Genomic DNA, 22170 nt, shown 5'->3' with positions numbered 1-22170 from the left:
TGCTGGCAGTGTGTTTACTCCCCTTTCCCTTTCCGTCTGGAAAATCTGACCACAAAAAAACCGCCAAAAATTTGGCGGCTTTTTCTTATTTATATCTTGGTATGTCAAGGGTGATACTATATGACTCTAGAATATTATAAATATTATACATGCTCGATGTTTGCTTGGAAGCCCACCCAATATCTGTTGCATATTGATGTGTGGCATACCCGTTTGCAGCTGCGCCCACTGGGTTCCATCTCATTTCATATATAGTATCCTGTCCTCTGTCGATATAGTCTTTTCTCACGAATTCAGCACCGCCAATAATCGCTGCTTCCGGTGTGAACCAGCCTGCACTGTAAGCGAAGGCAGATCCGCCTGAAAGGGCATTATTGTCTGTCGCGCCAATTCCATACATATTATAAACTGTTTTACCATTATATGTGACGCCCTTAGCCAGCTGGCTTGTTCCGTTTCCTGTTTCCAAGAAGGAATGCGCCATTAAGTAAACAGCATTAACTCCATATTGCTCTGCAGCCTTTTGATAGCTGCTCGCTTTTCCAGATAGAATACCTTTTCCGGTAAGAACCTTTTGGTTTACTTCGTTCACGTTGATTGTTCCTGGTTCAGAAAGCTTAACGAATTGAAGCTGTGCTTTCAACGTATTTTGGAAGTTGGCAGGATTGATGTAGTACTTTAAATCTACTAAAGATGGCGGTACCCATCCACCAAGCTTCATCCAGTTCTTGCCGTCCGTTCCCTTCACTGTGCTTAAGACCGTAAAGTCACTGTCTCCTGCTAAGAAGCGGAGATCATGTGAACCATAATCTGTTCCAGGTCCTGTTCGGATATTCCAGCCGCCTTCAACAGCTAACCTGCCATTGCTCTTCGTATAAAAAGCATCCTCGCGCAAATAGATGTCATAGCGCTTATCTGTTTTCGGAGCCGAATTGCCCTGTATCGTCGTCATTCTGTCAAGTGTTAGGTTGAAGTCGCTGTATGTTTTAATAACTTCCTGCTTAACTGATTCTTTAATATCCAGGCTGATGCTCGCATTTCCTGTACTTTCAAAGTATTGGATTGTAACAGTATGATAACCCTTATCCATATACTTCGCCTTTTCTTCTCTTAAGCCCTTCTTCGCTACCCATGAATCAATGACCGTTTTTCCATCTACAAGCAAATTAACACCATCATCTGCATTGACAGAGAAGTCATAATTCGTACTCTTAGAGAAATAGACTTGTTTGCTCATGACTGCTGAGAAGTTGTCATTTGGAATAGAGCTTGCCGGAGACCCTGAGCCCCAGTTGAAGTTAACATCAGCTTCTTGGTCAATTTCCACAAGTCCTGTAGATGCTACAGGGTTGCTTGGATTGATGACATTTGGATAATATTGAATCGTCCACGTATCTTTATTAACCAGGCTGCTTTCCTTAAATGGTGTTATCGAGAAGTCGATATTCGATTTACCCGTTTTTTCAAGGTATCTCACTTCAATCCAATGAATATCTCCTTCTGCTCCATTTTTAACAGAATACTTGACTGCATCATTTTTGCTGTTGCCTGCAGTATATCTGTCGATGACTACCTTGCCGTCAATAAGCACCTGCACACCGTCATCTGCAATCGTGTTGATGTAATAATCGCCGGCAGTCAACCGCTTTGCCGTAACATAACGCGTTGAATAGTTATTGGCAGGCACATTAGCCATCGGCGCATCATAGCCGAAGTCCTCTGTAAAACCGTTGTTGCTGTTTGGCTCCATGATCTTCGCATTTACAGGTGCACCAGATGTTTCTGTATTATCATAATAATAGGCCATCCAATTTCCAAACGGCACTACATCTGCAAACACTGCTGCCTTGCCGGTATTTTCATAGTATTCAGCCGTAACTGTATGATCACCGCCTGCCACCGACGGCAATGTTGCACGGTAAATATCGCCAGAGGAGTTTGTCCACTTATCAATGAACTTACTGCCATCAAGGCTCATTCGGATGCCATCATCAGCAAAAGCCTGTGCAAAGTAATCCTTGCCGCCTGTTATCACTTTCCTAAAGCGTGCAGAGAAATTATCTGCAGGCAGACCGGAAATGGATTGTGATGTGCCCCAATTGTAGCGAATTGTATCAAGCTTATTGCCAGATGTCGCTCCGCCAACAATGTTGACATAATTACCTGACAATGTGCTGTTCGGATAAAATTGACCAAACCAGCTGTTCTTCTCTACTTCTTTATCTGCATTTTGCAAATAAAATTCAAGACCGCTGCTGCCTGTGTTGTCATAGTATTGAATTTCAATCGTGTGAACATTTTTGTCTGCTGCAATTCCTGTCGTGCGATCCTTTACCTGAATAATGTCAGTAGACTCGCTCTTCCAGTAGCTGGTTGGACTCCATTTATCCACAACTAGGTTGCCATCAAGATAGACACGGATACCGTCATCTGCTCTTGTGCGCAAAATATAGCTGCCTGAATTGATTCTCTGAGCCGTTTTGTAGCTTACAGAGAAGTTATCGGCATTTATCCCCGCAGTTGGTGATCCATTGCCGTTTTCCACCTTCAGGCTTGTTCCATTGCCGGAAACCGTCTTGACAGACTTAGGCATTCCAGTCAATGAAGTATTGTTGTAATAGGATGCAATCCAGTTTCCGAATGGTGCCACTGTTGCTGCAATTCCTGCATTGTTGGTATTTTCATAATAATCTACAGTCAAACGGTGATCACCTGCACTTAAGCCTGTGATTGTCCCAAAATCTGATTTTCCAGATGAATTGGACCAGCGGTTGATAATACTCTTATCATCTACAGTTGCTTTCACTCCGTCATCTGCATATGTTTCCAAAACATAATCCTTGCCGCCCGCAATAAGCTTCATGAACTTAGCAGAGAAATTATCGGCGTTGACTTCTGCATAAGGCTTGCCTGTTCCCCAATTATGAAGAAGCTCCTTCACCTTAGTGCCTGCCGTTGCGCCCCCGACTGCCTTAACAGGAGTTCCAGACTGATTGGTATTATTGTAATAAAGCTCCAGCCAGCTGTCCTTTTCCAGTTCAGCACTCGCAGGCTGCAGATAAAATTCCAGTCCGCTGCCTTTTGTCTGCTCATAATACTCAATGCGTATCGTATGGATATCCTTTTGGTCTGCATTGCCTGTCGTATGATCCTTAACAGAAATGACACGCGTTTGTTCACTCTTCCAATAACTGCTTGATTCCCAGCTGTCCACTGCAAGCTTGCCATCAATGTAAACACGCATTCCATCGTCTGCTCTTGTTCTTACAATATAATCTCCTGCCTTAATTCTTTGTGCTGTTGCATAGCGTGCAGAGAAATAATCTCCACCAACAGCGCTGACAGGTGAACCATAGCCGTTTTCAACCTTCAAGGATTTACCATCACTTGAAATTGTGTTTTGTGCCGCCGGGAAGCCGCTTAAGGAGGTATTGTTATAATACCAAGCAATCCAGTTGCCAAGTGGCACCGCATCTCCAGCTACTCTTGCTCTGCCGCCTGCTTCCATATAATCAACTTGAAGAAGATTATTTCCAGCAGCCAAATCAGTGATGATGCCTGAATCGACTATTCCAGAGGAATTAGTCCAGCGATTAATGATGGTTTTGCCATTTGCTTTCGCCCGAATACGGTCATCCGCAAATGTCTGAATAAAGTAATCCTTGCTTCCATCAAGGAGCTTGTAATAGCTTGCCGTGAAATTATCCTCATTTACATTCGGGTACGGCTTGTTTTTATCCCAATTGTGGAAAAGCTGACTCTGCTTTGTTCCTGCAGTAGCGCCTCCCTCAATTACTGCCGCAAGCCCGCTTAAAGAAGTATTTTTATAATATAAGCCAAGCCATTTATTGGTAGCTGCCTCTTCTTGAATAGAGTTCAAGTAGAATTCCAGACCGCTTCCGCCTGTCTTCTCATAATATTCAATCGTAATTTCATGAACGTCCTTGCTAGAACCACTCGTGCTCTTATCCTTGATATCAATCATTTTAACTTGTTCACTTTTCCAATAGCTGCTTGATTTCCAGCCATCCACAGCCAGCTTGCCGTCAATATAAACGCGCATGCCGTCATCAGCACGCGTTCGCAAAATATATTTACCTGCTTTAATTCTCTGTGCGGTTGAATATCTGACAGAGAAATTATCCTTGCCAATGCCGCTTATTGGAGAGCCTGAACCGTTTTCTACTTTAAGAGACTTACCGTCTCCCTGAATAACATTCTGTCTTTTCGGCGTTCCGCTTAAGGAGGTATTGTCGTAATACCAGCCAATCCAGTCGCCAAATTCAACTGCTTCTGCAGCAAATCTTGCCCTGCCAGTCGCTTCAAGGTAATTTACCTTCATCGTCTGTTCGCCAGAGCCAACATTGACTGCGACACCTGTATTAATCGCGCCAGAAGAATTGTAGTTCTGTTTAATGACGGTTTGGTTTCCTATTTTCACTTCAATCTGGTCATCTGCATAGGATTGGACAAAATAATCCTTGCCACCAGCAAGCTTCTTTAAATAAGTAGCTGTAAAGTTGTCAGCAGGCAAACCGTCTGCCGGGCTTTCTCGTCCCCAGTCTTTAAGGAGCTGTGTCAGCTTTGTGCCAGCTGTAGCTCCGCCTTCCACTAATGCGGGAGTGCCGGAGTAAGATTTATTAGAATAATAGAGTCCTAGCCAGCTTGAGTCCTCTGTTTCATCCTCATATGGATGAAGATAAACCTCAAGACCGCTGCCGCCAGTCTTATCATAGTATTCTACCTTTATGCGATGAAGCTGTTTGTTGGATTGGTTCGTCAGATCTGAGACTGTAATCACTTTGGACTTCTCACTTTTCCAATAGCTGCTTGCAGTCCAATCATCTATTATCTTCTTGCCATCCACATATACTCTAATGCCGTCATCCGCCCTTGTCCGCAGAATATACTTCCCTGCAGGCATCACTTGGTCGGACTGATAAACAGCAGAAAAGTTGTCACTGTTTACTCCAGTTGCCGGAGAATTTTTGCCGTTATCTACCTTCAATCCCAGCTCATTTTGAGAAATCTCCTCTTTAAGCACAGGAGTTCCTGACATACCAGTATTGTTATAGTAGCTAACTGACCATTTTGCAGCAGTTGCTGCTTCTGCATCATGACTAGCCGGAAGGAAAAAACCAGAAATCCCTATCGCTGCAGTCAAAATAGTTATGGGTAACAACTTCTTGATCCGAGGCACCTCCTAAAAAGATTCGTCTGATAAAATAGTCTTAGCGATTAACCCCCTATAATTATGCAATATTACCCGAAAATTGTTAATAAGACTTTTAGTTCTTCTGTCAAAATAGTTCGAATTACTTAGAGAATTTGTAAAGATATAGGATATTTTGCATTATTTTGTCATTAATTGATAGGATTTGGTTTTTTTATCATACTAAAAAGATAGAAAATTTGAGGGATGGATTGAGCTGGACCAGTTGATTCTTTGAGATGACATTTATCACTTCTCCATTTGCAAACAAAAAAGACCCTTCATCAGAGGGTCCTTCACTATTCCAAAAATATCTCCTCCAACGTCGGTTCCTCTACTTCAACACGATAAATATCTGTATTGCAGGCAGTGAAGGCTCTTGTGATTTCAGCAATTTTTCTTTCTTCATCCACGGTAATCTCAAGTGTTTTTTCTCCAAGCTGAATATCTTTCCCTTTCCCTTGAAGCCAATCATAAAGCTTTTGTTCTTCTGATAATGGGATTGGACCATGTTTTATTTTGACAATGATAGTAGTACGATAATAGGCACGAAGTTCGTCCATTGTTCCAATCTTGACTATCCTTCCTTCTTTCATAATGGCTATTCTTGTGCAGAGCTTCTCCACTTCATCCAAATTATGTGAGGTTAAAAAGATTGTTTTCCCCATTTTATGAAGACTTTTAATTAAATGCTGAATTTGAATCGCAGACTCAGCGTCCATCCCAGAGGTAGGTTCGTCTAAAAACAGAAGTTCAGGATCATGAATGATTGCCTGTGCCACTCCAAGCTTTTTTTTCATTCCAAAGGAAAACTTCCCCACCTTTTTATTGGCATGCCCGGCTAAACCGACTGCGTCCAATGCTTTTAGACATGCCTCCTTTGATGCGGGATTACCAGACAGTGCAGAGAAAAACCGCAGATGATGAAGAGCAGTGGATGAGCCATAAAAGGTGGAATAATCAGGCATCACTCCAATTCTCCTTTTAACATCTAATTGTTTGCCATCTTCTCCTAGCAACGTAAAAGAACCTGATGACGGCTGTATAATACCTGTCAGCATGTTAATAAAGGTTGATTTTCCAGCCCCATTTCTGCCAAGAAAACCGAATATCTCTCCTTTATAAATTGCTAAGTCAACGCCATCGACAACGTTTACTCCGTTATATGCTTTTGTAACCTTTTCTGCTTTAATGACCGTCATCAGCATTCCCTCCTTTTAAACACAAGATCAGCAAGATAAATAAGGATAGCTGCAAATCCAAAAATAACCAAAAAATTATAGTCTTCATTTTCCATGTAATAATATGGCGTTAAATATTTTAACCAGCTAATTGTCGGATTGGAAGTAAGCACTAACCATCCTCCGATAATCGGAAAGATTAGACTGCTTATGATACCAAAAAACATCGTAATGCCCGGCTTTGTAATCAAAACCGATAACAAGAGTACAAAAGCCACCTGGAATGTGAGCAGACTCATTGTCTGGCTGAACAATAATATACTTACCTTTTTTGTTATGATACTGATAATTAGATAGGATAAAAACAGACTAACAAACCAAAACATCCAAATTCCAAAAAATTTCCCAAGTAAAATGGACCGCCTTGTTGTCTTTGTCACTAAAAAACGCATCGTTCGTTCATGTATCTCCCTATTGATGCTGTCATGGGACAGGCTTGTAACAAAAAGCTGACCGAATAATAATATTAAAAACATTAATCCCGCTACATGAGCCTGGGCCGCTTCCTTTGCTGTCATCTCTGTTACCGCAGCTAATGGTTCTGCAAACTTAGCAGAATAATAGGAAGTCACTAAAAACAACAAAATAATCAGAACTGATTTGACTCCTTTAAATAGCTGTAAAAACTCTCTTTTTCCTATTTCAATCATGTTAGCTTCCCTCCGTCATGTAGAATACAAAAAAACTCTTTCATATCATTCGAAAACTGGTCTATTCTCCAGTAGGATTGTGGGCCTTTTTGCCCCAAAACTGAAAGATACCTTGACCCAACAAACCTATGATCAATAAAATAGCCAATTTATTATAATGTTGATCTGCGAATTCATTGCCAAAATGTTTGGAGAACATAAGAATTGCAGTTATTGATGCCATAATACTAAATACTTTTTTCAAATTGCACCTCCTGCTCCTTTTCTATAAAGGATTATATCTATCGTACCTTACCTCTTTAGAAACAGAACCTTAATTCTTCCTTAATTTCAAAATTTTTACCAAAAAAGTGATATGATATTTTTATATATTCTGTATTAGGAGATTAGATTTATGGAAAATAAAAGGCTATTAATTGTGGATGACGAGCAGGCGATTCACCAAATGTTGACGGTCATCTTGAAAAAAGAAGGTTTCCAGCGGATTGATACTGCCGAAACAGCAGAGGAAGCACTACGCCTTTGCATGGCAAACAGCTATGATTTGATATTTCTTGATGTAATGCTTCCAGACCGAAGCGGCTTTGATATCTGCCCGCTCATAAGAGAAAGAAGTAATGCCCCCATCTTCTTCCTAACAGCAAGGTCAACAGATCTTGATAAGCTGTCCGGCTTCGCATTAGGTGCAGATGACTATATAACAAAACCGTTTAATCCCCTTGAAGCAGTTGCAAGAGTCAAAGCCCACTTAAGGAGACATATAAGCACCAATGCTAAGGAAGCTGTCAGCTTTCATTATGGCGACTTGGTCGTTAATAGTTATTCTGGTGAAGTGAGTGTGAGAGGCTTGAAGGTTAACTTGCCTGCACAGGTTTATCAGCTATTGCTGTTTTTCTGCAAGCATCCAAATCAGCTTTTTAGTAAGGCACAGCTTTATGAAAATGTCTGGGGAGAGGACTTTCTCGGTGAAGACAATACAATTATGGTTCATATTCGCAAACTAAGGGAAAAAATCGAGATAGTTCCAAGTAAACCTCAGTATATCGTGACAGTGAGAGGGCTCGGCTATAAATTAGCAACAGAAGGTCACCGTTAAATGAATATGCCAAAACGATTTTATTTGCAGTATTTTTTTCAGCTTCTGCTTGTGTCCTTTTTTTTAGCTATTATTTTTCTTACCTTTTGGATATTCGTCGGCTACTCCTTAACAAATTTTGAAGTATCAAGTGACTTAACAACAGCAGATGCATCTTCCATAGAAGCTTCCTTTTCAATAGACAATGGGGAAGTAAGGATTGATTCAGATATTAAAAATCTGACAAAGAAACAAGACGGATGGCTTGCAGTGCTTTCTAAGGATGGCGAGCTTTTGAAGACATACAACACACCTGCTGAATTCACGTTCACAAATAATGATTATGGCGCATTTTTTTCTGGAAATGAGCCAATGTCGTATGATTATAAAGTTTGGACAATAAGGACAGATACGAAAAATCCACTCATTATTATCTTTGGAACGGAGACTAGCAGCAAGGCAATATTATCTACTGTTAAAGAAGATGTGAATTGGGAAAAAGGATTGTTGAATCTTTCCGAGACTGCACAAGAAACAATAAAAAGCAGCCAAGGCTGGATACAGCTCGTCGGCAAAAATGGCACCAGTCAGGACGGTTATTTGGCAGATAAACAAAAAGCGAACTATTCACTTGAAGAACTGCTGGAGCTTACTCAGAAGGAAGACAGTGATTCCGCTGCCTATTATCATGAACAGACAGGCCAGGTTCTTCTTGTTAGCACTGAAAAAACGAATCATGAGCAAATCGCAAACGAGTTATTAAAAACAGTCGGCAGCACTGCCTTCATCATTTTTGTCGTTATCCTCCTTCTATTACTAACAATAACGATTTGGTATGGTTATAAATTCGGTGCTCCACTTGTGACAATCATTAAATGGATTGGTGAGTTAGGGAATGGTCTTTATACTCAAGGTTCTAATAACCGCTCCAGCTTGCACAACAAAAAAGGCAAGCTAAAAAAGAAATATAGGATCTATAAGGAACTGATTACAACGCTAACAGAACTGACGGAAACTTTAGAAAAAAATAAACAGACAAGAAAAAAAGCAACTAAAGTAAGAGATGAATGGATCAGCGGACTATCACATGACTTGAAAACACCACTTGCCACAATCGGAGGCTATGCAGAAATGCTTCGTTCAGACCAATATTCTTGGTCTGAAGAGGAAATCAGGACATTCTCCGGAACAATTGCAGAAAAGTCTCAGTACATGAAGGAGCTTCTAGAAGATTTAACATTAACCTACCAGCTTAGGAGCAATGCCTTCCCTATTGCCAAAGAAAAAGTGGGAATAAATGAGCAGATTAGACGTATTATCATTCACTATATTAATAGTCCGACAGGAACTCAAAATGAGTTTGTGTTCCTGCCATATGATGGTGAGATTATCGCAGCAGTTGACCCTAAATGGTTCCGTCGTATTATGGAAAATTTGATTGAAAATGCAATCAAATATAATGCACCTGCAACGACTATTACGGTAGCAACCGGACTAATTGACCAGTATCTTTTGACAATTACAATTGAGGATAACGGTGTTGGCATGGATACAGAAACATTGAATAGACTGTTTGTACGCTATTACAGAGGAACAAATACAAGCAGCTCCAATAACGGAACAGGTCTTGGCATGGCAATTACCAAAAAGCTGATAGAACTCCACGGAGGTTCCATCAATGTGAAAAGCGAACCAGAACAAGGCACAAGTATTCGAATTCTATTGCCATTGCTCGGCGATTAAAAAAGGATTCTTCCGCATAGGAAGAATCCTTTTCACATAGTCAAGCTGCCCTCGCCTTAACTCCTCTCATCTGAACAAACAAAAGAATAAAGCCGATCACAGTTATAATGGGTGCTACCAAAACAAGATCATGAAGCGGTAAATATGTTACAGACAAGCCGCCTGCAAATGCTCCGCCTGCGTTGCCGAGGTTCATTGCTGATTGGTTAAGTGTGCTGGCAATTGTTGGTGCTTCGGCTGAAAGACCGAGAATTCGGAATTGAAGCATTGGCACCATTGAAAAGGCAAGAACACCGAATATAAATATGCCTGGGATCATTAAGACCATTGAGAATTGCAGTACATATAAAACAAAGAAGTACAGAATAAAGACAACTAAAATATACTGCAAGGACAGGTTAATATTCCAATCTGCCAGCTTGCCGCCGACGATATTACCAACTGTTACACCAATACCAAAGACGACGAGCATCCATGAGACTGCATTCGACTGAAAGCCTGTTACGTCTGTCAGTATTGGTGTGATATACGTAAATAATGTGAACACACTGCCAAAACAGAACATTGCAATCAACAGGGCAAGCCATAATTGGTTGTTCTTAAGCACAGCAAGCTCTTTCTTTAAGTCGGTTTTTTTCTGTTCCTTCGGTTTCGGGACAAGCATGTATATGCCTATAAGTGTGATAAAACCAATAATTGCTATAATAAGGAAGCTGCTTCTCCAGCCGAATTGCTGGCCAACAAATGTCCCGAATGGTACGCCAATAATATTAGCGACAGTCAAACCAGTGAACATTAATGCCATTGCGCTCGCACGGCGGGAATACTCCACAAGGCTCGCTGCCATAATTGCTCCGACTCCAAAGAAGGACCCATGAGCCAATGACGTCAGCAGTCGGGAAGCCATAAGGACACCATAGCTTGAAGCAATTGTTGCCATTAAGTTGCCTAGAATAAATATTAACATTAACAACATTAATAAGTTCTTTTGTGACATTTTATATGTAATAAGGACAAGAATTGGTCCGCCAACCGCAACGCCAAGGGCATAGCCAGTAATCAGCTGGCCGGCTGCGGCAATGGATGAATTAACATCGCGAGCCACCTCTGGCAGCAAGCCCATTATGACAAACTCTGTCATGCCGATGGCAAATGCGCCAATTACTAATGTCCATAATGCTACTGGATATTTTTTGTTCATATATTTCCCCTTTCTAAATACTAAATAAAAACCATTATATCGAAAAAACAAAAGCTGTGGCTGCGATCTTAATAAAAAAACAAAAAAAAGAGCCGCTGTACACGCTGCTTTCTACAAATCAATCAGCAGAAAGCAACGATCATCGACCTTTATTGCCATTTCTTCATCAAGCTCAAGAAAATGGACAATTTTATCTTTTGTCATTTCACTTGGTTCTTTTTCCTTCAACAATAGATGAAGAGCATTTGAAGAGATTGCCTCTGTTACTCCATCTGTATATAGGAACAGCCTGCCAGATTCCTGATAAGAAAAACTTTTTTTAGGGAAATTCAAATTTTCAAACATACCAATTGGAGGCATTGTTGCTTTGAATTCCGTCACTTCCTTATCAGGTCCAATCCAAACAGCCGGTGGATGGCCAGCATTTATATACTCAATCTCCTTTTTGTTCGTGTCAATCGTCAAAAAGATGGCTGTACAGTAATGCTTTATGCCATCTCCATTTCTAAATAGAAGATGCAGCTGTGTATCAAGCTCTCTCATAATTTCTGCTGCTGAAGCTTTTTTCATTATCAGCATTTGGAACAAGGAACGTAAGGACATGGAAATTAATGCAGATGAAATGCCATGCCCCATCACATCTAAGATGATAAACCCATACTTCCCCGGGGATATGTTATAAAAGCTGTACATATCGCCAGACAGTTCAGTAGAGGACTGATAGTAAGCAGAAATGGCAATTTCTTCATTGCCAAAAGGTACTGAAAGTGAAATGCCTTGGATGCTTTTCGCGAGCTCCAGCTCCCTTGTGATCCGCTCCTGATAGTCCTCATTTTGTTTATTCAGTTTGACAAGCTCTTCCTGCTTCACCTTTAATGCTTCCAGAACCTTTGTCAGCTCTGCATTTGTCGTTGCTGCTTCCTTTAGTGCAGCGTCTGCTATATTTCTCGCCTTTAATATCTCACTTTCAAACTCAAGCCGTTGCAGCATCGGCACAAAAATACATTCATTCACAACTCCGCCTTCCTTTGACTTTCGGCGGGCAAAAATAAGGGCAGGCATCTCTGTCCCGTCTTTTTTCAGAAAAGCAAAATGCATTTCATCAATCTTCTTCTCCATTTTCAAAAGCGGAAAAAAATAAAGCTGGCAAAATGCTCTTGAGGCTTTCGTCAGTATTTGATGAAAATGCTTGTTCACCATATCAGCTTGTTCATATCCTAACAGTTCTAGCAATGTTTTATTAACTGACAAAATTTCGCCCTCATCTGAGAGCAGCAAATACCCGCAAGGCATCTCATCCAGTTGTCTATCCAAAAATCAACAGTCCCTTCTCCTACAAAAATGCTCCTAAGTATTCCCTTATATATTCCACTGTTTTTTCCGGATGACTTAAATGAGGGCAATGTCCTGCAGCATCCATTACTTTTAGCGTGCTGTTCGGGATTTGCTGATGAACAAATTCACCGACAGCTGCTGGTGCAATCATATCATCAGAACACTGAATAATAAGAGCAGGCACTGTTACATTTGGCAGTTCATGGCGGTAATCAGAGAAAAAGGTCGCGATTGCAAACTGGCGGGCAATGACTGGATCTGTTGAACAGATGCTCATCATCAGCTCCTCTGCAAGAGAGGGGCGTTCCTCATTTGCCATGACCATTGCTGCAAAGCCTTTAGCCCAGCCAATATAGTTTTTGTCGAGCAAATCGATTAACCCATGAAGCTCTGCTTCCTCAAACCCTCCAAAGTATGGCGGGTTGTTCACATAGCACGGAGAAGGTCCAATCATAATCAGCTTATCAAAGCTTTCAGGCCTTTGATTTGCTGCCATCATCCCTATCATCGCACTGACGGAATGACCGACAAACACAGCATCCTCCAGCTGCAAATCATCACAAATATCAATAACGTCCTGTACATAGCCTTGCAAGCTGTCATATTTAACCTTATCGTATTGGGAAATATCAGATTGACCTGAGCCAACATAATCAAATAGGACAACTCGATAGTCCTTTTCAAAAGCGGGAGCCGTCCACCTCCACATATTTTGGTCACACCCAAATCCATGGGCAAAAATGATTGTTTTTGTCCCTTCTCCACTTACCTTAACATTATTACGCTGCCTTATTGTCCGTTCCATTATAATCCTCTCAGAAGAAACCGTTTTCTTCTATTATATTTGTTAGGTTAATTATATGATAGAAATAAGCAAAAATTAAAACAATATGGTTTAAAATCAAAATATCCTTAGCTTTCGAGTTTCGGCTAAAATAAATAGGCATCCTCAAGGAAGATGCCTATTGCTATTAATTATTAATATATTTTTCAAAAACGAAGCCGAAATCCTTCACATTATATTTCTTGCGGCTGTTCATCAGCCAGTTGAATACATGGTCATTAATATGACGGAAATGCTCAGAAACACTTCCCTCTTGAATAGAAGCACGCACTAAAGTATTCGATGTGATTTGCAGACTTTCTTTTGCATATTCCATCGAAATTTCGTTTTCGTGTGTCAGTTCACTGATTCGAATTAATGCTTTATAAAGGTCTTTGATTGCTTCAATATGGTTTTTATGAACATCAATGCTAAATGGAACAGAGCCCATCGAGAACTTAATCTCCACATCAAGATCAATCGTGCCAGCTGTTTCCATCAGCACATCTGAAATCGCATGCTCTTTGTACGAATATCTTTTCAAACTTCTCTTTTTGCTGAGCGCACTCGTTCCATCAAGATGAACTAACGCTCTGTTTGTGAAACAATATTCATCTGACTTTGATTTAATCAAAAAGTAAATCTTTTCATTATCCTCATGCAGGATATAATCATCAGCATCTACTTTATCATAATCAGATGGGTGGATAACACTGCCTACATCACTTAAACCTAATGCGTCTGACGCGATTTTTTTGAACATTGGATTACTTCCTCCTCAATTGGAATCTGCTTGTACATTCATCTACCTTTTTACAATAACTACCTTTCATTTTAAACGAATCAATCACTCGTTGGAACCTATTTTTTTAATGGATGTCCTACTAGCTACTTAGGAAAAAAGATTCTTACAATCACAAGCTTTGAAACATATACTATATACTGTAGGTAATATTGTCATTTAATTACAAAGTCAGTAGAGGTGCTCCGTTTGGAAAAAGTTTATATGGACTCCGACCTAATCGGCAAGTCTTTCATTTGTTCTCTTCTTTCAGCCATTACGCTTAGTCTTGTTTATTCATTTATATCTAGCGAATTCTCTTTTTTAATGCTTGGCATTTTTTCATTTATATTCTTTTTATTTTATCTATTTATTGCTACACCGCTGCAAATCAAACTAAATCAAAAGCCTAAAAGCTTTAGTCTTGTGTATCTTTTTACCTATAGTGTAGCCTCTGCAGTGGTGACAGCTCTGTATATGCTATATGGACAGGCGAATCCTTTTACCTCGGCGGCATTTTATATACTCGTTGGCACGTCTACAGTTATCTTTTGGGTATATGACTCCGTTTTGCTGCAAAAGAAGGAAGAAAGCTAGTTCTTGCGTTATCCATCGCTTCTTCCTTTCTACAAAAAAAAGAAAATCAGCGAATGGCCTGCACTCGTCCGATTTTCCCGTCTGTTAATCTTACTTTAATTCCATGTGGATGGAAGGAGGAATTCGTTAGGATATCCTTTACGACTCCAACTGTCCTTTTCCCGGTTTTCTGGTCTGCCTTCAAAACGATTTCGACCGTTAAACCAGGTGTGATATCCTTCCTGTTTTGACCGTTCATTTATACACCCATTCTTCTTCTTTGGTTATTCGTCTTTTTCGTTTGCTGACTGTTCATTTTTTGCATTTTTGTATTGCCGTTCAGGTTTTGATCTTGTTGAGATTGTTGCTTTTTTTTGGCAAGCTGCTGCTTCATTGCATCCTTAAGACTAACTTTTTTCTTTTCTTGTTCTGACATTTTTTAGTACCTCCACTACATTTTCTGGACTTGCTATTGCTACTATATCACACACCTAAATAGGAAGAAATCATTCTCTACAATTCATTTGCGAATTGATTCAGCTTTTCCGCCATTTCCTGAATTTTCTCCATATATGCGCTTGTTTCTTTAACAGAATCTGCCTGTGACTGTCCGATAGCTGCGATTTTTTCTATCGACAAATTCATCCTGCTTGTTGCTTCCTTTATCTGCTCCATCGTCTTATTGATTTGCTGGGTTGATTGCACCGTTTCTTTCGAAAATTTTCTTATTTCATTTGCAACAACTTCAAAGCCTTTCCCCTTTTCCCCAGCTCTTGCTGCTTCAATTGCCGCATTAAGGCCAAGCAGATTTGTCTGATCTGCCACCCTTTTTATGAGCGACAGCACTTCAGTCGATTTATTAACTTCTTCTTCTGTCTGTTTTGATTGATGAAGAAGATCATGGGAGGAATCAGCCAATGAATCAGAACTGCCCGTCATTTGGACTATCCTTTCATTTGCTTGTGACAAGGAGGCTTGGATTTGCTGGACAATTTCCCTAAGCTCTGTTTGCCGGCGAACCTGTACCGCAATCCCGCCAATCACCTCATTGTTATGATTCACAATTGGTGTTGCTGTACCTGTGAATTCAAAGCCGTAGTAATCAGCTGGAACAGTGGCCTTGAGGGTTTTTTTCTGACTTAAAGCAACCGCAAGAGGCTCCTCCTTTGAAAGTGGCTGGTTTACTTTAATATTCAAATCGATTGTATCTCCAGGAAAATAGGCGATAAACTTTTCTTTATCACAAATGGCAATCGACAAGTCTATCGGAATGGCTATTTTCATTATTGGGATGACAGCGATAATACTCTCTAATGATTCTGCTTTGTTTAACACATCTCAAGCTCCCTTCCGATCTCGTTACCATTAGTATCACTTAAGCAAGGAATTACTAAACATGCCTACCCTTTTTAGATGCAACAGGTTTATAATACAAATATAACCAATTATAAGTGCGGTGATTTTTTGTTTAAAATTTTATTAATTGAAGATGATGTAACATTATTCGCAGAAGTTAAGGATCGGCTTAGTCAGTGGTCCTATGAAGTATATGGGATTACTGATTTTGCAAAGGTAATGGAGGACTTTAGTGAGATGAAGCCTGATCTTGTCATTATCGACATCCAGCTTCCAAGGTTTGATGGCTTTCATTGGTGTCGCATGATTCGAGCACAATCAAAGGTTCCGATTATCTTTCTATCGTCAAGAGATCATCCGACAGATATGGTGATGTCGATGCAGCTCGGTGCAGATGATTTTGTCCAAAAGCCCTTCCATTTCGAGGTGCTGATTGCCAAAATACAAGCCATACTCCGCCGAGTATACAACTACAGCCTTGAGCAAACAGAAAAGAAGACTTGGTGTAATGCAACCCTTGATTATGAAACAAATACAGTTGCTAATGAAACTGGCACAATTGAGCTGACAAAAAATGAAGCATTTATATTAAGACTGCTTGTCGAGCATAAGAATAAAATCGTCAGCCGCGACACACTCATCGAGCATCTCTGGAATGACAGCCGCTTCATTAGTGATAACACGCTTACTGTCAATGTTAATCGTCTCCGCAAACGGCTCGACGAAATCGGAATTGGCAGGTTTATTGAGACAAAGGTCGGACAAGGCTATATCGCCATTGATGAGGAACTGTCATGATTGGTAAGTTTATTTCTGAAAAACGAAGCTGGATTATTATGTTTCTTTTTCTGCAGGCATTCAGCCTTATTGTAGCAGCACTTGATGAAACGCTGGCTTTCACATCTGTTTTGTACACAGTCTTTTTATCCTCACTGATTTTCCTGCTGTTTCTGTTTTGGCGCTATCAAAAGGAAACTCCGTTTTATAAGACTTTAACAGAAAGGGAGGATAATCTTGATTTGTCGGCTATCGCTTCACCTGAAAGTCCATTTGAGGAAATCGTCTCAGAAAGTCTGCGCCAACAGACGATGTTGTTAAAAAAAGAAATGCTCACAAATACTGTCGCATTAGAGCAGGAAAAGGATGACCTGCTTTCTTGGATTCATGAAGTGAAGACACCGATGACAACATTGCGCCTGTTAATTGACAGGCTTGAGAATAAAGCAATGCGAGGCAATTTAACGTATGAATGGCTGCGCATTCATCATCTGCTTGACCAGCAGCTTCATTCCAAACGCCTTCCGTTTATGCAAAATGACTTATATATTGAAAAGATTGCAATCGAACCACTTTTATATGATGAAATTCGCATACTGCAAACATGGTGCATGCAAAAGGGCATCGGATTTGAGGTGGAGCTTGCACAATCCGAGGTGCTGACAGACAGCAAATGGCTGTCATTTATTCTAAGACAGCTGCTGACAAATGCCGTAAAGTACAGCGAAGCCTCCGATATTGTTATTACAAGCAGTATTAAATATGATCAAGTTTGTTTACAAATTAAGGATTTTGGGGTTGGGATTGCCAAGCAGGATCTGTCCCGCATCTTTGAAAAAGGATTCACCTCAACAGCGAATCACCACAACAATCATGCAACAGGCATGGGACTATATTTGGCAAAAAGAGCAGCAGATGCTTTGCATATAAGAATAGAAGTGGACTCCATCCCGCAAAAAGGGACGGTATTCACGTTAACCTTCCCGAAAAAGAATGACTTTGTCCATTTGTTAAGCAGATAGCCTTATGACGTGCATGTGACAAAACTGTCACATGCTTCTTCTGTTTTGTTCGCTGATTCGAAGGATGGAATTCTCTCAGATACCTATAATGAAGATAAATAACAAGGCAAAAGGAGTTGTAATTGATTTGAAAATACTTGAAGCAAATCAAATTCAAAAAAGCTACGGAAACAAATTTAATAAACAAGAGGTACTGAGAGGTGTCAGCCTTTCGATTGAAAAGGGTGAATTCGTCAGCATTATGGGCGCTTCAGGTTCTGGAAAAACTACCTTGCTTAATGTTTTATCCTCCATCGACAAGGTCAGTAATGGCACCATTAAGATTGAGGGAAGTGAAATAACTGGAATGAGGGAAAAGCAGCTTGCTCAGTTCCGCAAAAATAAACTTGGCTTTATCTTTCAGGATTATAATTTGCTTGACACATTGACGGTTAAGGAGAATATTCTCCTTCCCCTCTCCATTACTAAGACGCCAAGAAAGGAAGCAGACAGCCGCTTCACAAGAATTGCAAATGAACTTGGCATTTATGAGATAAAAGACAAATATCCAAATGAAATTTCTGGCGGCCAAAAGCAGCGCACCTCTGCAGCAAGAGCATTTATCCATGAACCGAGCATCATCTTCGCAGATGAACCGACAGGCGCGCTTGACAGTAAATCAGCCTCAGACCTTTTGAACAAGCTGAGCAGCCTGAACGAAACACTTGCGGCAACAATCCTGATGGTCACACACGACCCGCTTGCAGCAAGCTACTGCAGCAGAGTTGTTTTCATTAAAGACGGACAGATTTATACTCAATTGAATAAAGGCGAGCAAGACAGACAACACTTCTTCCAGGATATTATGAAAACACAAGGAATATTGAGCGGGGTGCAATATGAACATTAATCAGCTCATTTTTCGCAATCTCCTCAAAAACATCAAGCATTATTACTTGTATGTTTTTGCGTTAATTTTCAGTGTGTGCTTGTATTTCGCTTTCGTTACTCTTCAATATGATCCGTCGATGGATGCTGTCGAAGGAACGATCAAGGGTGGAGCTGCAATCCGAGTTACTTCAATATTGCTAATTGTGATTGTTGCAATTTTCCTTTTTTATGCGAATACTATTTTCATTAAAAGACGCAGTAAGGAAATCGGACTGTTTCAGTTAATCGGAATGACGAAGGACAGAATCTTTTGGATTTTAGGTGTGGAGAATTTCTTGTTATACTTTGGGGCAATTCTTATCGGCACCTTTGTCGGCTTTTCCTTTTCCAAGCTGATTATCTTAGTTTTATTTAAGATAACTGGCGTAAAAAGTATTGCCAAACTTCACTTTTCAACAGAGGCGTTAGGACAGACCATTCTTGTGTTTGCAGTTATCTACGTCTTTATTATGCTGATGAACTATATCTTCATTAAAAGACAAACAATCTTAAACCTGTTCAGAGTAACCTCGTCTGCGGAAGGCAGAGTTAAAAAAATGTCCGTAATAGAGATTATTATTGGGATTATCGGGATAGCAGGAATCGGTTCAGGCTATTATGTTTCCTCAAAGCTGTTTGATGGCGATTTTCAGACAATGAATGAACTGTTTGGGGCAATGGCCTTTATCTTAGGCACTGTCATCCTTGGCACCTACCTTTTCTATAAGGGCTCTGTCAGCTTTCTGTTTAATCTTGTCCGCAAAAGCAAAAACGGCTATTTAAACATTAACGAAGTGCTGTCTTTATCGAGCATTATGTTCAAGATGAAATCCAACTCGCTCCTGTTGACAATCATTACAACTGTATCTGCACTTGCAATCGCCTTGCTGTCATTAAGCTATATCTCCTACTATTCTGCCGAGAAGAACGCAGAGAATAGTATCCCTGCTAATTTTTCATTCGGAAGCAGTCAGGAAGTAAAGTTATTTACAGATCAATTAACAAAAAACGAGATAGCATATGATGAAACGAAGATTGATATGGTGATGGCTGATATTAATATCGGCAGAATCTTAGAGGCTGATTTTAACAATCTTAACTTCGACCCGAATATGACGACACTTGCTGTTGTGAGCGAAAACAGTGTTAAAGGGGTAGATTTAGAGGCAGGCGAAACATTATTTACGAACTATGATGGTGCATTAAAGGAGTTTATGCCGATGAAAAATACTGGCGAGGTGACGCTTGAAACAAAGGATGATTCAATCCCGCTGCGCCTCATTGGTATGGATGACGTGCCAGTCATTTCCTATAAGTACACAGCTGGCGGCATGCCGACAGTAATTGTCGACAACAAAGTTTATGATCAGCTTAGCAAAAACAAAAATGATAAATTGCAGCTAGCAGCAAGCACCTATTATGGAATTGATATAAACAAAAACAGTGAAATTGCCAATGCTAATGATATTTATCATGACCTTAAACTAGAAGAGCAGGAATTCAGCCTTTCCCGACTCGACATGGCCACAACCAACAAAGCTAATATGGGACTAACCATGTTTATTGTCGGCTTTTTAGGACTTACCTTCCTTATCACATCAGGCTGTATTTTGTACTTTAAGCAGATGGATGAAGGAGAAGAAGAAAAGCATAACTACACGATTTTAAGAAAGCTTGGCTATACGAAGGGTGATTTGCTGCGAGGCATTCGAGGCAAGCAATTGTTCAGCTTTGGCATACCACTTTTGATCGGTCTTATGCACAGTTATTTCGCCGTCCAATCAGGCTGGTTCTTTTTCGGAACAGCTTGGACACCAATGCTGACTGTTATGGTTGTCTACACCCTTCTTTATTCCATCTTTGGACTATTATCTGTTCTATACTATAAAAAAGTAATTAATAGCGCACTTTAACAGTTTACCTATTATTGGCAGTTTATCTTCTGCCAGAAGGTCTATATATACGATATAAACCTTTTAGGAGGATGATAGAAATGAGTAATTTTGACCAATACAAAGACAAAGCAATAAATGCTGCCAAAAAGGCCCAGAGGAATGAAAAGGTTCGCGACAAAGAACGAGAAATGGGCGAAAAGTTAACAGATAAGCTGAAGACTAAATTTAATAAATAAACAAACAAAAAGCAGGCCATTTTCCCTTGGCCTGCTTTTCTTCTATTCTTTTGCAAATTTCGTATGTATGCTTGTCCCAAGCATTTCCTGTGTTAGGCTTGGCAGGATGATTTGTACGGTTGTACCTTTACCGACAGTGCTTTGGATGCTCATCTGGCCACGATGGCCTTCTTCAATGATCTTATAGCATGTCATCAATCCAAGTCCTGTTCCCTTTTCCTTTGTCGTATAGAAGGGTTCACCGAGTGTTGCCAATCTTTCCTCCTCAATGCCCATCCCTTGGTCTGCAATTTGGATGACAATTTGCTCGCCCTCAATCATTTTTACGCTTATTGCAATAATTCCACCGTTTGGCATTGCTTCAATCGAGTTTTGCAGGAGATTAAGGAATACTTGCTTCAAGCGGTTCTCTTCACATAATATCAACGGGATATTATCGTCCATCATCGTATAAATTTGAGTATTGTATAGATTGGACTGTGCATTTATAAAGGTGACCACATCATTAATAATGTTATTTATATTTTTCTTTTGAAATACATCTGCTGTCGGCTTGGCAAGAAACAGAAACTCTCCTACGATTGTATTTATCCTCTCAATTTCAGACAAGACTATTTCTAAATATTCATTTTTGTCATCATCAGACTTTAACAGCTGGATAAAGCCTTTTATCGCTGTCAGTGGATTGCGGATTTCATGAGCAATTCCTGCAGACATTTGCCCAAGCATTGCCATCTTCTCTGACTTTTGGACATATTGGCTCGTCCGTTCTTTTCGCTCTGTTATATCCGTGCCAAGGGCAAGCACCGCGTTTTTACCGTCAAAGGTAATCGCCAAGCAGCTCACTTCAAAATAAAAAACCGATTGATCAAGACGCATCATTTTATATTCTATATGATGAAGCGGCTTATTTTCCGTCTTGACGAGACTCATCCGCATTTCCCAGCGTTCTTTATGCTCAGGTGCAATAAACTCTCCGAAGCTCCTGCCAATCAGGTCTTGCGTGGAGTTTGCTCCCATCATCATAACGGCTGCCTTATTCACATAAATAATCTTATTTTTATGATGAATAAAAATCGGCTCTGGCAAGGAATCTACTAACAAACGATAGCTCTCCTCACTTAAACGGGCTTTCTGCTCATAATAGCTGCCTAAGTCAATTTGAAAACCGACAAACCAGGCAATGGCTGTAAAAATAAAGAAGTCTAACGTAAAAAAAGACTCATTGTCTGCTAGATGTTGATACAAAGTAAAAATGATTGAAACTAGCACTAACACTACTTGTCCTCTTCTTCTCATTTTTGGAGATTTCACCACCATATCCATTGTCTCCTGTAT

20 protein-coding genes are annotated in these 22170 nt (G+C 40.2%); 8 read left to right on the top strand and 12 right to left on the bottom strand.

Going from position 1 to position 22170, the window contains the following annotated elements; all coding sequences use genetic code 11:
• Positions 1 to 85: 85 nt before the first annotated feature.
• The 4 genes from CEQ21_RS15300 to CEQ21_RS15285 all read right to left on the bottom strand — a co-directional run bounded on the left by CEQ21_RS15300 (position 86) and on the right by CEQ21_RS15285 (position 7347).
• Complete coding sequence (locus CEQ21_RS15300) at positions 86 to 5182, bottom strand: PA14 domain-containing protein (RefSeq protein ID WP_185765268.1); 5097 nt, start codon at positions 5180 to 5182, stop codon at positions 86 to 88.
• A 329-nt stretch (positions 5183 to 5511) separates the two neighbouring features.
• Positions 5512 to 6414 (bottom strand): ABC transporter ATP-binding protein, encoded by a 903-nt coding sequence (locus CEQ21_RS15295; RefSeq protein WP_185765267.1) that lies wholly within the window; start codon positions 6412 to 6414, stop codon positions 5512 to 5514.
• Positions 6414 to 7103 carry an ABC transporter permease gene (locus CEQ21_RS15290; RefSeq protein ID WP_185765266.1) on the bottom strand — a complete coding sequence of 230 codons (690 nt, stop codon included), beginning with the start codon at positions 7101 to 7103 and terminating at the stop codon, positions 6414 to 6416. Before CEQ21_RS15290 ends, CEQ21_RS15295 begins: the two co-directional genes overlap by 1 nt.
• Before the next feature lie 61 nt (positions 7104 to 7164).
• Positions 7165 to 7347: a hypothetical protein gene (locus tag CEQ21_RS15285; RefSeq protein ID WP_185765265.1), complete on the bottom strand. Its 183-nt coding sequence runs from the start codon at positions 7345 to 7347 to the stop codon at positions 7165 to 7167.
• A gap of 150 nt (positions 7348 to 7497) precedes the next feature.
• Here CEQ21_RS15285 and CEQ21_RS15280 point away from each other — a divergent pair, with 150 nt between their 5' ends.
• Complete coding sequence (locus tag CEQ21_RS15280; protein WP_185765264.1) at positions 7498 to 8199, top strand: response regulator transcription factor; 702 nt, start codon at positions 7498 to 7500, stop codon at positions 8197 to 8199.
• Positions 8200 to 9921, top strand: a complete 1722-nt coding sequence (locus tag CEQ21_RS15275) for a sensor histidine kinase (RefSeq protein ID WP_185765263.1) — start codon at positions 8200 to 8202, stop codon at positions 9919 to 9921.
• 40 nt (positions 9922 to 9961) lie between these two features.
• Here CEQ21_RS15275 and CEQ21_RS15270 read toward each other — a convergent pair whose 3' ends face one another.
• From CEQ21_RS15270 to CEQ21_RS15255, 4 genes are all read right to left on the bottom strand, one after another.
• A complete protein-coding gene (locus tag CEQ21_RS15270) occupies positions 9962 to 11122 on the bottom strand; it encodes an MFS transporter (protein ID WP_185765262.1) in 1161 nt (386 codons plus the stop codon).
• Between the two features lie 111 nt (positions 11123 to 11233).
• Positions 11234 to 12436, bottom strand: coding sequence for a SpoIIE family protein phosphatase (locus tag CEQ21_RS15265; RefSeq protein WP_185765261.1), 1203 nt, complete (start codon positions 12434 to 12436; stop codon positions 11234 to 11236).
• A 19-nt stretch (positions 12437 to 12455) separates the two neighbouring features.
• The gene (locus tag CEQ21_RS15260) at positions 12456 to 13262 is read right to left on the bottom strand and encodes an alpha/beta fold hydrolase (RefSeq protein WP_185765260.1); all 807 of its coding nucleotides are present in this window, start codon (positions 13260 to 13262) and stop codon (positions 12456 to 12458) included.
• Positions 13263 to 13428: 166 nt separating this feature from the next.
• Complete coding sequence (locus CEQ21_RS15255; protein ID WP_185765259.1) at positions 13429 to 14043, bottom strand: PH domain-containing protein; 615 nt, start codon at positions 14041 to 14043, stop codon at positions 13429 to 13431.
• Positions 14044 to 14271: 228 nt separating this feature from the next.
• Between CEQ21_RS15255 and CEQ21_RS15250 the strand changes: the two genes are divergently transcribed.
• Positions 14272 to 14658, top strand: coding sequence for a UPF0715 family protein (locus tag CEQ21_RS15250; protein ID WP_185765258.1), 387 nt, complete (start codon positions 14272 to 14274; stop codon positions 14656 to 14658).
• Positions 14659 to 14704: 46 nt separating this feature from the next.
• Here CEQ21_RS15250 and CEQ21_RS15245 read toward each other — a convergent pair whose 3' ends face one another.
• The 3 genes from CEQ21_RS15245 to CEQ21_RS15235 all read right to left on the bottom strand — a co-directional run bounded on the left by CEQ21_RS15245 (position 14705) and on the right by CEQ21_RS15235 (position 15972).
• Positions 14705 to 14896 (bottom strand): YwbE family protein, encoded by a 192-nt coding sequence (locus tag CEQ21_RS15245; RefSeq protein ID WP_185765257.1) that lies wholly within the window; start codon positions 14894 to 14896, stop codon positions 14705 to 14707.
• Positions 14897 to 15073 (bottom strand): hypothetical protein, encoded by a 177-nt coding sequence (locus CEQ21_RS15240; protein ID WP_185765256.1) that lies wholly within the window; start codon positions 15071 to 15073, stop codon positions 14897 to 14899.
• A gap of 77 nt (positions 15074 to 15150) precedes the next feature.
• A complete protein-coding gene (locus CEQ21_RS15235; protein ID WP_185765255.1) occupies positions 15151 to 15972 on the bottom strand; it encodes a methyl-accepting chemotaxis protein in 822 nt (273 codons plus the stop codon).
• A 129-nt stretch (positions 15973 to 16101) separates the two neighbouring features.
• Here CEQ21_RS15235 and CEQ21_RS15230 point away from each other — a divergent pair, with 129 nt between their 5' ends.
• From CEQ21_RS15230 to CEQ21_RS15210, 5 genes are all read left to right on the top strand, one after another.
• Entirely contained in the window at positions 16102 to 16791 is a 690-nt protein-coding gene (locus tag CEQ21_RS15230) for a response regulator transcription factor (RefSeq protein WP_185765254.1), read from the top strand.
• Entirely contained in the window at positions 16788 to 17792 is a 1005-nt protein-coding gene (locus CEQ21_RS15225; RefSeq protein WP_185765253.1) for a sensor histidine kinase, read from the top strand. Before CEQ21_RS15230 ends, CEQ21_RS15225 begins: the two co-directional genes overlap by 4 nt.
• A gap of 127 nt (positions 17793 to 17919) precedes the next feature.
• A complete protein-coding gene (locus CEQ21_RS15220; RefSeq protein ID WP_185765252.1) occupies positions 17920 to 18681 on the top strand; it encodes an ABC transporter ATP-binding protein in 762 nt (253 codons plus the stop codon).
• Complete coding sequence (locus tag CEQ21_RS15215; protein WP_185765251.1) at positions 18671 to 20614, top strand: ABC transporter permease; 1944 nt, start codon at positions 18671 to 18673, stop codon at positions 20612 to 20614. The genes CEQ21_RS15220 and CEQ21_RS15215 overlap by 11 nt, the downstream gene beginning before the upstream one ends.
• 80 nt (positions 20615 to 20694) lie before the next feature.
• The gene (locus CEQ21_RS15210; RefSeq protein WP_185765250.1) at positions 20695 to 20832 is read left to right on the top strand and encodes a hypothetical protein; all 138 of its coding nucleotides are present in this window, start codon (positions 20695 to 20697) and stop codon (positions 20830 to 20832) included.
• A gap of 42 nt (positions 20833 to 20874) precedes the next feature.
• Here the strand turns inward: CEQ21_RS15210 and CEQ21_RS15205 are convergent, their stop codons facing one another.
• On the bottom strand, positions 20875 to 22152 hold the full coding sequence (locus CEQ21_RS15205; RefSeq protein WP_235907263.1) for an ATP-binding protein: 1278 nt from the start codon (positions 22150 to 22152) through the stop codon (positions 20875 to 20877).
• Between the last annotated feature and the right edge of the window lie 18 nt (positions 22153 to 22170).

Origin of the sequence: Niallia circulans, from assembly GCF_007273535.1 — a bacterium.
Lineage (GTDB): Bacteria > Bacillota > Bacilli > Bacillales > Cytobacillaceae > Niallia > Niallia circulans_B.
This window is presented reverse-complemented; position numbering and strand designations above follow the sequence as displayed.